The 12,135-nt window shown below is 52.4% G+C and carries 10 protein-coding genes; 7 read left to right on the top strand and 3 right to left on the bottom strand.

Annotation, left to right across the window (positions count from 1 at the left end; translation table 11 throughout):
* Positions 1-285: 285 nt before the first annotated feature.
* Positions 286-780 (bottom strand): hypothetical protein, encoded by a 495-nt coding sequence (locus tag ACA052_RS20365; protein WP_497646504.1) that lies wholly within the window; start codon positions 778-780, stop codon positions 286-288.
* A gap of 668 nt (positions 781-1,448) precedes the next feature.
* Positions 1,449-2,444, bottom strand: coding sequence for a methyltransferase domain-containing protein (locus ACA052_RS20360; protein WP_497646503.1), 996 nt, complete (start codon positions 2,442-2,444; stop codon positions 1,449-1,451).
* Positions 2,445-3,345: 901 nt separating this feature from the next.
* Here ACA052_RS20360 and ACA052_RS20355 point away from each other — a divergent pair.
* The 7 genes from ACA052_RS20355 to fabF all read left to right on the top strand — a co-directional run bounded on the left by ACA052_RS20355 (position 3,346) and on the right by fabF (position 11,550).
* Entirely contained in the window at positions 3,346-4,452 is a 1,107-nt protein-coding gene (locus ACA052_RS20355; protein WP_497650369.1) for a glycosyltransferase family 4 protein, read from the top strand.
* A gap of 202 nt (positions 4,453-4,654) precedes the next feature.
* Positions 4,655-5,626 carry a UDP-glucose 4-epimerase family protein gene (locus ACA052_RS20350; protein ID WP_497646502.1) on the top strand — a complete coding sequence of 324 codons (972 nt, stop codon included), beginning with the start codon at positions 4,655-4,657 and terminating at the stop codon, positions 5,624-5,626.
* Complete coding sequence (locus ACA052_RS20345) at positions 5,623-6,645, top strand: MraY family glycosyltransferase (protein WP_497646501.1); 1,023 nt, start codon at positions 5,623-5,625, stop codon at positions 6,643-6,645. The genes ACA052_RS20350 and ACA052_RS20345 overlap by 4 nt, the downstream gene beginning before the upstream one ends.
* Positions 6,646-6,751: 106 nt before the next feature.
* Positions 6,752-8,746, top strand: a complete 1,995-nt coding sequence (locus ACA052_RS20340; protein ID WP_497650368.1) for a polysaccharide biosynthesis protein — start codon at positions 6,752-6,754, stop codon at positions 8,744-8,746.
* A gap of 112 nt (positions 8,747-8,858) precedes the next feature.
* Positions 8,859-9,194 (top strand): ComEA family DNA-binding protein, encoded by a 336-nt coding sequence (locus ACA052_RS20335; RefSeq protein ID WP_497646500.1) that lies wholly within the window; start codon positions 8,859-8,861, stop codon positions 9,192-9,194.
* A gap of 254 nt (positions 9,195-9,448) precedes the next feature.
* A complete protein-coding gene (locus ACA052_RS20330) occupies positions 9,449-10,243 on the top strand; it encodes an SDR family NAD(P)-dependent oxidoreductase (RefSeq protein ID WP_497646499.1) in 795 nt (264 codons plus the stop codon).
* A gap of 32 nt (positions 10,244-10,275) precedes the next feature.
* The gene (gene fabF, locus ACA052_RS20325; RefSeq protein ID WP_497646498.1) at positions 10,276-11,550 is read left to right on the top strand and encodes a beta-ketoacyl-ACP synthase II; all 1,275 of its coding nucleotides are present in this window, start codon (positions 10,276-10,278) and stop codon (positions 11,548-11,550) included.
* Here the strand turns inward: fabF and ACA052_RS20320 are convergent.
* Entirely contained in the window at positions 11,531-12,103 is a 573-nt protein-coding gene (locus ACA052_RS20320; RefSeq protein ID WP_497646497.1) for a TetR/AcrR family transcriptional regulator, read from the bottom strand. The genes fabF and ACA052_RS20320 overlap by 20 nt on opposite strands.
* Positions 12,104-12,135: the final 32 nt, after the last annotated feature.

Raw genomic sequence — 12,135 nt, 5'->3', positions numbered from 1 at the left:
ATAGTAGGTCGCAAGACTGAAGGCCTGCACAATTAATACCGGGAGTAGGACGAATGTAAGCGCTCCATGAGCCCCACCTTTTAATGTGGGGTTCATGGAGCGCTTACTATGAATGAAAGGTCTCGAGGTGTTGTGGCTGCTTGCCAACGCCGGCTGCACATCGCGGGAGGCTGTCTTGCTGGTGATGGTAAGTCCGGTATCCCCTTCGGCGCCCGCTTGGATGACGGTCCCGGGTATTTCAAAAGTAAGGACGTGCCCGGCTATATTGACCGAGAGTACTTTTTCTTACGGATATACAATCGAGAGGTCTTTCCCTAGTAGCTTCGCGAAAGCATGCTCGGTGAGGGGAATTGTTTTGGTTTGACCGGGTTCATTATGAAACGCTACAAGTATTCCCCAGCCATCGACGCCGGCACCGCTTTCTGCAAGAGGTCGAAGCAAGAGAGTTTTCACCGTACCGAAGATAGATATATCGACTCGATCGGTGGATCCAAAAATGTTTCTGCCGCCTGGGATAAACTCAATGTGCCGCCCATTGACAGAGGGAGGTGGTTTGGTTAGGGATTTTTCAGAGCCTTTAGGTGAGGCCGTTGGAGCGAAGAGGGGGTGAGGTTCCATCCAAATTCCATCCGCCCGGTACCTGATAAGCCAGGACTCAATTTGTTTGTAGAGATTCGCAACAGTATTCAGCCTACTCTCGATGGGAAGCATGTGTAGCCCAATGTTGATAACTCCTGCATTGGCATGTGTGTCTTCCTGCGTAATTTTCACTTCATCCATCATGAGCCTCCGTAGAATATTATCCGTACCGACAACTTGGTATAGGTCCATTTCCCCGTAGTGTCAAAGCTCCAACCCATCTGTGGCGGCAATGCCAGTCCGCGAAGCACCCCATTTCGGTTGGCTGCTTTATAAATCTGCCGGGCTTACTGTCGTGTGGAAAATTCATTATCCGGTGGAGAACGATACGACCGCATACGTGCGGGCAGTTGAGGCAGGTGCCGGCATTCTACCTGGCGCAGAGATCGATTTGGCTCAGGCACCAGTCATATACGGATTCAGCGTCTGAACGCATCATTTAGGGAGCAAGCTCCAGAAAGAAATCGGAAGCTCAGCTTCAGGCTTTAAAAAAAGTATTGAATGTGGGTTTCATGGAGCGCTTTCGTAACAATTAGCCAATATTTTTGTGATAGGAAACCATGCATATCACCTACGTCGCGGTAGAGTTGTCGTTGCCGAGTAGATACTGATCAACGTTAATTCTTTCATTCTGATCGCCTCCGAAAAGCTCCCTGCTAAGGCGTAGCCTCGTAGTGTGTAGGGGGCGATTTTCATTAATCCGGAATCTTAATCAGATTCCGGATTTTTCTACCGTCCCAGGATTATCTAGCGGATATTAAGTTGCCAACATGCACATCAATGTGGGGCTGCATTGCTAGGGCGTTACCCTAGGATACTAAAATATTTCGTACCCATTTTGGTACCCACGATTTCAAATGTAGGGAGTTGCGTTCTAGTTTGTGGATCGATGCTTTTAGCGATTCTTGTACTGCAACAGCGTCAACAAAGGCCTTTCTTGCATGCTCAAGATCCTTGGTGAAACCCGCAACGTCTGATTCATAAACAACACCTATTGCGGCGCTGTGCGGTAAACCCGGATGTTTTACCCTTGGTTCGCCGATTTTTTTAAGTGTCACATAAAACTCATTCTCATTCCCCGTAGGGGTTGATATCTCGACATTCGTTATTCCGATGTCATTGAGCTTCGAAAAAAGGGTACAAAAACTTTCAGGGGTAAATGCTGAGCAATGGACATCGAAGTACGCTCCTGTAGTCCAGGAATTAACAACAAAATTTAACGCTTCTTGATCTGTGTAACTCCTAGCGGCATCTTCGAATTTTTCCGCTACTTCAAAGGCTCGTGTTCCTGGCTCTCCACTTCCGTCTACCGAGCGGCTGAGAAAGTCATAAATCTGACGCGGGCTCGGTATTCTTTGTTGGCGAACCCATTGGTCAATGAGGTCAGAAACGTCAGTTTCTCGACGAAACTTATCATAGCAAAAGCGTTTATCGGGAAGGGCTAATGAAAATATTCCTCCATTTTCAAGAACCTCGAAAACCTCGAGCACCCATCCAATAGGATCTGGAACATGTTCAAGAACATGGGACGAAACTGCCCATTTGAACTTCTGTCCAGCTGGAACGCACTCAATCAACTTCTTGCCAGGAGTCCAAACGAAATCAATTTCCATGATTTCATCATGTTCGTAATTCGAATGTTTCTGCCTTGAGTCTTCTGCAGTTGTATAGTCCGTATAGTACACATTATGGTTGCTTTTTAATGCTGTTGGCCGGTATAGAGGGGAAACTTCGAGCCCCGGCTTATCAGTTTCAAGACCTCTAAGTAATACTTCACGCCGATCTTCTTGAGATTCCGCAACCATTCTAAAGCCCTTTTTATATATGAATAAGTTTTAATTATAAAGCTATATAGCAATGAACATGAAATCCGCTAAACTTTTGAAATCTACCTCAGTCGGAGTGGTTTGACAATATGATTTATGGCTAACCTAGGGGGCATGAAAGTGGTTTTCATCTCTGGCGGAATGCCCGGCTTACACGGACTGGACGGTTGCGCCTCGATTAGGCGGATAACGCATCGCTGATGCGGGTGCCGGCAAACTTAGTCACCCCCGCTATCGAGATGGATCAGGTCGTGCCCTGAAGGGGCTTGATTGCCTGAATCAAGCTGCTTTATCTATATGGCATTGGTGGTCGCCCGACGTATCGATTGGCAGTCATGCTGCGGATTCATCCGATACAGAACTTACAGCGATCCGGAAATGGCAGCAGCGCTCTACGGGGTCACGTGCTTACGCCAAATGTTGGCCTGCGCTTGGATCGCATTCTTGAGGAGACCGCCATGCGCAACTACCTGGTCAAAAAATATGAGCAGTCACCCAGCGCAGAGGTTTAGAAATAGATTGCTATTTCAAGTCTCCATTTATGAGTGGGTGGAGTGGCGTTTGGTTGGTGGTTGAAGCAAGCTGCCCGCAGCTTAAGATCGATTAATACCATTTTAAAGTTTTTATCGTTTTGAATTATTGTTTGCTGGATTTCATGTTGATGAAGGTTGCGGGGTTGGGTCGTGTTGAACCAGCAGAGGGTTTATTTTGCATCAAGTGATGGTTGGTTGACGCGAATGAGTCTATTGCTTATCTAAAATGACTAATGTCGCTATCTTGATAATAATTTTAGCTTATGTACAATTGGAAGCCTGAGGTCGGAGATTTTGCTTTGGGGTTTGGGTCCCATTAACAATCATAAGGTTCGAAAACACTAATGATTAAGGTTCTGCATTTTTTCAAAACTTACTATCCCGAGACTATGGGCGGGATTGAACAAGTCATTTTCCAGCTAGCGGAAGGTTGCATCAAGCACGGCATCGAATCTGAAGTTTTGTACTTGAGTCGGGAAGGGGCTGAACGGGGAATGCGAGTGGCCAATCATGTGAGCCATCGTTCAAAGCAGGATTTACAAATAGCGTCTACAGGCTTTTCAATTTCGGCCTTTAAAGACTTTGTTGAATTGGTAAAGGATGCGGATGTAATACACTATCACTTCCCTTGGCCTTACATGGATTTAGTGCATTTTGCCTCGCGATTAAAAAAGCCGACGGTAGTAACGTATCATTCGGATATTGTGAAACAAAAAATTCTGCTGAAGCTTTATCGGCCTTTGATGCGGTGCTTTCTTACTGATGTCGATAAGATTGTCGCCTCCTCTCCTAATTATGTTGAGAGTAGCTCCGTCCTGGAGGAGTTTAAAAGTAAAGTCTCTGTTATTCCGTTTGGACTTGATAAGGCTACATATCCAGAAGCTTCGCCTGAGAAGCTGGAATATTGGCGAAGTCATCTCGGAGAGCGTTTTTTTCTATTTGTTGGAGCGCTGCGTTATTATAAGGGATTGAATTTTCTGCTGGAGGCGGCAAAGGAAACTAATCTCCCAGTTGCTATTGTCGGCGCTGGACCGCTTGAACACGAGTTGAGGCAACAGGTCGAACGATTAGGGATTGATAATGTTCATTTTTTGGGTGCGTTGGCTGATGACGACAAATTTGCATTGCTGAGTCTTTGCTACGCATTGGTTTTCCCCTCCCATCTGCGTTCAGAGGCATTTGGAATCTCATTGCTTGAGGGGGCGATGTACGGTAGGCCCCTAATATCCTGTGAAATTGGTACGGGAACAACTTACATTAATATTGCAGATGAGACTGGGTTAGTCGTTCCTCCGCGTGATTCAAAGGCTCTTGCGGATGCGATGCGAAAACTTTGGCAAAATCCATCGCTTGCTGAAGCTATGGGAAAGGCTGCAGCAGTTCGCTGCGAGAAGTTTTTTTCTGTTGATTCGATGGTTAGTTCTTACGCTAGCCTTTATCGTAGTTTGTTATGACGCTTGCGAGCGCGAGTATGGTATTTGTTAGAGGTTAGAGGTTAGAGGTTAGAGGTTAGAGGTTAGAGGTTAGTGGTTTGGTTATAGTTTTAAAGAGATTTTGTTTTTTAAGTGTGGGTGAAGGTGTATTTTGTTTTAATAGGTTGCTTACGTAGGTTGGCAGTATTACTATCTATGGTGTTTATTTTAATGAGTCGTTGACATGAGCTCTGCATCTATCCTCGTCACCGGAGCTTCTGGCTTTTTGGGGGGGGCGTTAATCAGGCATTTGAGTTCAATTAAATCACTGACGCTAACTGCAGCTGTTAGGAGCCAGGATATTGTTCTCCCTCCTGGCGTGCGTTTACTGCCGATGCCCAGTCTAGACGGGGCTGCTGATTGGCATCATGCACTTCGTGATGTTGATATTGTGGTGCATGCCGCTGCGCGTGTGCACGTAATGAAAGAGGTCTCTGTCGATCCCCTATCAGCGTTTCGTGAAGTCAACGTCGATGGCACACTTAATCTCGCCCGGCAAGCCGCATCTGCGGGCGTCAAGCGCTTTATTTTTATTAGCTCTATCAAAGTCAATGGGGAATTTACCCGACCAGGTGAGGCCTTCACAGCAGATGAATCTCCGGCTCCAGTTGATCCTTACGGGATCTCTAAGTTTGAAGCGGAGCGGGGACTTCGCGAAATAGCCGCTGCGACGTCTATGGAAGTGGTGATTATCCGGCCGGTGCTGATATATGGAGTGGGGGTAAAAGCAAATTTTTTGAGTTTGATGCGATGGCTGTATAAAGGGATACCTTTGCCATTTGGGGCTGTTCATAATAGTCGAAGCTTTGTTGCGCTAGATAATCTGGTTGATCTTATAGTTATCTGTCTGCAGCATCCAGGAGCTGTTAACCAAACGTTCTTAGCTAGTGATGGTGAGGATGTTTCCACCACAGAGTTGTTATGTAAGATAGGCCGGGCTTTAGGTAAGTCTGCACGTTTATTCCCTTTTCCGAGTTGGGCTTTGCAATGCGCGCTTGTGATGATAGGCAAAGTCTCACACGGCCAGCGCCTGCTTGGCTCCCTTCAGGTAGACATCAGTAAAAATGCAAGGCTGTTGAACTGGACGCCTCCTGTCAAAATGGACGATGCCCTCCGTAGGACAGCACAACACTTTTTGGAACATCACAAAACATGAACTTCTGGTGGTTTATACCGGTTATCGCCGGCATTTCTCTGTTCCTCACCGCAGTACTTCGCCGCTATGCACTGTCACGCAGTTTGATGGATATCCCCAATGAGCGGAGTTCACACTCGATTTCCACCCCTCGCGGAGGCGGGGTAGCAATAGTAGTTGCTTTTTTGTTGGCTCTTACGATGCTCTGGGTTATCGGGCAGCTATCATTGGCGCATTTTGTTGGCATTGTGGGTTCGGGGGCGTTTGTCGCTTTAATCGGCTTTATGGATGATCACGGCCATATCGCCGCCCGCTGGCGATTGCTGGGACATTTCTCCGGAGCAGCCTGGGTTTTGTTTTGGCTGGGTGGTTCGCCACCGATTGTCGTGCTTGGCGTCAATCTAGAGCTTTCATGGTTCGGGTATCTGCTCGGCGTGTTCTATCTGGTCTGGTTGCTCAATCTCTACAACTTCATGGACGGAATCGACGGCATCGCCAGCGTCGAAGCGATTTGTGCCTGCCTGAGCGCCAGCCTGCTTTATTGGTTAGCGGGTCTGGACAGTCTGGTTTGGGCCACCCTGTTGCTTGCAGCTTCCGTCGCAGGCTTCCTTTACTGGAATTTCCCTCCCGCAAGGATTTTCATGGGCGATGCCGGCAGTGGGTTTCTGGGCATCATCCTGGGTGGTCTTTCTCTGCAGGCCGCGTGGGTCAGTGCCCCAATGCTTTGGGCCTGGTTGATTCTGCTCGGGGTGTTCATCGTTGACGCGACGTTCACACTGTTCCGCCGTCTGTTTAGAGGGGACAAAGTCTATGAAGCCCATCGCAGCCATGCCTACCAGTTTGCTTCACGCCGTTTCGGCAAGCATCTACCGGTCACTATTGCGGTCGGTGTGATCAACGTCCTCTGGTTGTTGCCGATAGCCCTGTGCGTGACGCATTTTGGTCTGGATGGCGCGTTGGGTGTCGTTTTGGCTTACGCACCATTGATCGCGCTGGCTATAAAGTTTCATGCCGGAGAACTTGAAGTCCCGGCGATATAGAACTAAGCAAAAACTACTGTGTTATTAGGTTTAAAGTGATCACCAGGCGCATTTGAAGAATGTGAACAGGTTGCTACCAGGAGGGGAAAGAGTGTTCGAAGCGTCCATGGGTAAAGTCAGAGGGTTTCTGGTAGGGCTTCCTCGGCGCCGAAAAAGGCTGATTCAGGTGGCCACGGACATTGTGTTGGTCTGGGTTGCATTGTGGCTGGCATTTATCGTACGTCTGGGCCTGGACGATATGTACAACCCACTGAGAGTCCATCTCTGGCTCTTCGTTTGCGCGCCTGTTATTGCTATTCCCTTGTTTATACGTTTTGGCATGTACCGTGCGGTCATGCGCTATTTCGGCAATGACGCACTTGTTGCCATCATCAAAGCCGTCAGCCTTTCAGCGCTTATCCTGGCGCTCGTCGTCTATTGGTACAGCAATCACGAAGCCATAGTCCCGCGCTCCATCGTTTTCAATTACTGGTGGCTCAGCCTCGTCATCATCGGCGGCCTGCGCCTCTGCATGCGTCAATATTTCATGGGCGACTGGTTCAGCGGTGGAAAACATATGCCCTTCACCAGTCGCGATGATGGGTTGACCAAGGTCGCTATCTACGGCGCCGGTGTGGCGGGCAATCAGCTGGTAGCGGCGTTGCGGATGGGTCGGGTCATGCGTCCGGTGGCGTTTCTGGACGATGATCCAAGTATTGCGGAACGATCGATTGCCGGGCTGCAAGTCTATAAACCCAAGCACATTCAACAGATGATCGATGAAACAGGTGCACAGGAAATCCTCCTGGCCCTGCCGTCGTCCACCCGTGCGCGTCGTAGGGAAATTCTCACGTTGTTGGAGCGTTATCCGCTTCACATCCGAAGCGTTCCTAACTTCACTGACCTGGCCAGCGGCCGGGTAAAGGTCGAAGACATCCAGGAAGTGGATATTGCGGACTTGCTGGGGCGTGATTCGGTGCCTGCGCAACCGGACTTGCTCGAGCGTTGTATCAAAGGCAAGACCGTGATGGTCACTGGCGCGGGCGGTTCGATTGGTGCGGAGCTCTGCCGGCAGATCTATTCGCTTGGTCCGACCACGCTTTTGCTGTTCGATCACAGCGAGTTCAACCTCTACAGCATTTTGACGGAGCTGGAGCAGCGCGGAAGCCGGAAGTCGGTGCCTGTGCGTCTGCTGCCGATCCTGGGTTCCGTTCGTCACCAGGACAAACTTCTGGATGTGATGAAGACCTGGGGCGTGGAGACGGTCTATCACGCCGCCGCGTACAAGCATGTGCCGATGGTTGAGCACAACATTGCTGAAGGCGTACTGAACAACGTCATTGGCACGCTCAATACTGCTCAAGCGGCGTTGCAGTCGGGTGTTTCCAACTTTGTGCTGATTTCCACCGATAAGGCCGTGCGGCCGACCAATATCATGGGCAGCACCAAGCGCTTGGCCGAGCTGACTCTTCAAGCGCTCAGCCGTGAAATCGCCCCGGTGTTGTTTGGTGACAAAGCCAATGTCTCTCGGGTCAACAAAACTCGCTTCACCATGGTTCGCTTTGGCAATGTGCTGGGGTCTTCCGGTTCGGTGATTCCACTTTTCCACAGCCAGATTAAGTCCGGTGGTCCGCTGACGGTCACCCACCCGAAAATCACCCGCTATTTCATGACCATCCCCGAAGCCGCGCAATTGGTGATCCAGGCCGGTTCCATGGGGCAGGGTGGTGATGTATTCGTTCTCGACATGGGCGAGCCGGTGAAGATCGTCGAGCTGGCCGAGAAGATGATTCACCTGTCTGGCTTGAGCGTGCGTTCGGACAAGAATCTTCAGGGCGACATTTCTATCGAATTCACCGGTCTGCGTCCCGGTGAAAAGCTTTACGAAGAGTTGCTGATTGGCGACAACGTGGCGGCGACCCCGCATCCCATGATCATGAGCGCCAACGAAGATCATCTACCGTGGGATCTGCTCAAGGTTCGGTTGACGGAGTTGCTGAGCGCCGTTGATCAGGACGATTACTCTCGCGTGCGGCAGATTCTGCGCGAAACCGTCAGCGGTTACACCCCCGACGGCGATATCGTTGACTGGATCTACCAGCAACGTCGCCTCGAGCCCTGATTGTTTCACATCCTGTAACGGACACATTTTTGACAGGCTCCAGACATCGCCTAAATTTGGGAGGCAGCTTCGGAAAAGCTGCTTTCTCAATTGATGTCATGGAGCTTCATTTATGCGTACAGGCTATTTCTACTCTCTGGTTTTTGCCCTGCTGACTAGTGCCTCGATGGGTGCTTTGGCCGCGCCGGCGGTCAAGGTTGAGGCTGGCAAGGCACCCATCGTTCTGGAAACTGCTTCCAAGGCACAGTCTGGCAAGGTTGACTTGAATGGGGCTGATGCGCCGACCCTGCAACGGGAGTTGTCCGGGGTGGGTGAGGCCAAGGCCAAGGCGATTGTTGCGTATCGTGACAGTAATGGGCCGTTTGCGTCGGTGGAGGAATTGCTTGAGGTGAAGGGGATTGGTAAGGCGATTCTGGATAAGAATCGCGAGAAGCTTGAGGTGAACTAAGCTTGTAGGTTCAGCGCCGTGAAGGCCGGTCATTGACCGGCCTTTTTGCGTTTTGGCGTGAGGGATCGCGTTTGAAGATCAAAAGATCGCAGCCTTCGGCAGCTCCTACAAGGGCGGGCCTTTTGTCGGTGGGGGGAAAATTACGGCTATCATATGGTGATGGGATTATGCCTATAATAATTTGGTTTTCTGCTGCGGCGCCTTAAGCGTCGGGCGCTTGTATTTCCTCTCAAGCATCTCTCAGGAGCACAGTCATGACTTCCACCCAGTCCCAAGGTACGGCCCTTGTCACCGGTGCTTCTTCCGGTATCGGGGCGATTTACGCTGAGCGGTTGGCGGCGCGTGGTTTTGATTTGTTGTTGGTCGCTCGCGACGAGCAGCGGTTGCAGGCGGCGGCGAGCAAGTTGCGCGCCGAGCATGGTGTTCAAGTCGAGGTGTTGAAGGCCGACCTCACGCAGAAGGATGATGTGCTGAAGCTGGAGCAGCGTCTTCGCAGTGATTCGAGTATCAGTTTGTTGCTGAACAATGCCGGTGTTGCCGCCGATGGTTTGTTGGCCAATGCCGACTTGGATCAGCTGGAGCGCTTGATTCAATTGAACGTTACGACGGTGACGCGATTGGCGTCGGCAGCGGCTGCCAGTTTCGCCAAGGCAGGTCGGGGTTCGATCATCAATATTGCCTCGGTGGTGGCGTTGTTTCCCGAGCGCTTCAACGCAACGTACAGCGCGAGCAAGGCGTATGTGTTAAGTCTTACCCAGTCGTTGAATGCCGAGCTGGATGGCACAGGGGTCAAGGTCCAGGCGGTGTTGCCAGGCGTAACACGCACAGAGATCTGGGAGCGCTCCGGTATCGATGCTTCCCAGATACCGGCCGACATGGTCATGGAAGCGGGTGAGATGGTCGACGCGGCGTTGTCGGGTCTGGACCAGGGTGAGTTGATCACCATTCCGTCATTGCCGAATGCGGCCGATTGGGATGCCTTCGTTGCGGCGCGTCATGTGATGGCGCCGAATCTGTCTAAAAGTTCTGCCGCCGCGCGTTACAAGTGAGGCGCCATGAATCGGCCTGAGGTGTTAGCGGTATGAGTGATCGTCGAGTAGTTGTAACTGGCATGGGCCTGGTGTCGCCGCTGGGTAGCGGTGTCGAGGCGGTTTGGGCGCGTCTGTTGGCGGGGCGTTCCGGTTTGCGCAAGTTGCCGGACGAGGTGGTTGCCGATCTGCCGGCCAAGGTCGGGGGCACGGTGCCGACGCTGGCGGAGGATGCAGAGGCGGGTTTTGATCCGGACCGGGCCATACCGCCCAAAGAGCAGAAGAAGATGGACCGCTTCATTACGTTTGCCATGGAAGCGGCGCGTCAGGCATTGGAACAAGCCGGGTGGCAGGCGCTGGACGCCAATGCCCAGGAGCGCACTGCGACCATTATCGGTTCAGGCGTGGGTGGTTTCGGCGCGATAGCCGATGCGGTGCGCACCACGGACACCCGTGGCCCGCGACGTTTGTCGCCGTTTACTATCCCTTCGTTCCTGGTCAATCTCGCGGCGGGTCATGTTTCGATCCAGCATGGTTTCAAGGGGCCGCTGGGTGCACCGGTGACGGCGTGTGCTGCCGGGGTTCAGGCGATTGGTGACGCTGCGCGCTTGATTCGTTGTGGCGAAGCGGACATCGCGGTATGCGGTGGCGCGGAGGCGGCGATCGATCGTGTCAGTCTCGCCGGATTTGCTGCCGCGCGTGCCTTGTCCAGTAGTTTCAACGAGACGCCTGAGCGCGCTTCACGGCCTTTCGACAGTGACCGCGACGGCTTCGTCATGGGCGAGGGCGCCGGCGTTCTGGTGATCGAATCTCTGGAGCATGCGCTGGCCCGCGGTGCTCAACCGTTGGCTGAGCTGGTCGGTTACGGCACCAGCGCCGATGCCTATCACCTGACGGCAGGCCCGGAAGATGGCAGCGGCGCGCGCCGTGCGATGTCGCTGGCGCTGGCACAGGCAGGCGTTTCTGCGGCACAGGTGCAGCATCTGAATGCTCACGCGACGTCGACGCCGGTCGGTGATCTTGGGGAGCTGGCGGCGATCAAGGCGTTGTTTGGCGCCGATAACAAGATTGCGGTCACTTCGACCAAGTCCGCTACTGGGCATTTGCTGGGCGCGGCAGGTGGAATCGAGGCGATCTTCACGCTGTTGGCGATTCGCGATCAGGTCGTGCCGGCTACCCTCAACTTCGAAACGCCGGACCCTGCGGCTCAAGGCGTGGACATCGTCCACGGCAAGGCGCGGCCGATGGCTATCGAATACGCGCTGTCCAATGGCTTCGGGTTTGGCGGGGTGAATGCGAGCGTGTTGTTCAAGCGCTGGCAGGGTTAGTCCCGGGTTGTTTGAGAGACTCGCGAGTGACGTCGAGAATCCGCTGGGCCAATTCGGGATTCTCGACGCTGCGCGATAGCAGCAACGCGCCGATCAGCGTGGACATGATGACGATGCTGCGGTCGGCGGTGTCGTCGCCCTCAAGTGTGCCTTGCACTTGTTCGAGCCGCGCGTTGAGCACCGCATCAGTGGTCGGGCTCGGCTGCCCGCGCATCCCCAGTTCCGATGACATGGTCAGCAGTGGACAGCCTTCCTGGGGCGACGTCTGGTGCCATTCGGACAGATAGGCGTCGATGAACGCGTCCAGCGGCTGATCCTGCGCAAACAGTTCGGCGCAGAGGCCGTCGACCTGATCGCCTGCGGCCTGCAAGGCCTTTTCTACCAGTTCGTCCTTGGATTTGAAGTGCGAATAAAACCCGCCATGGGTCAAGCCCAATGCCTTCATCAACGGTTGCAGGCCTGTTGCGCCAATGCCGTCGCGACGAAAGCGTTCTGAGGCTTCCTTGATAATGCGTTGATGTGTCTGGGCTTTATGGTCCTGCGAGTAACGCATGTCGAATCTCCGCAACAATGCACCATATTAAC

The organism is Pseudomonas sp. LBUM1644, from assembly GCF_059716195.1.
The sequence above is the reverse complement of the archived record's forward strand: the minus strand, read 5'-3'. Positions and strand labels throughout refer to the sequence as shown.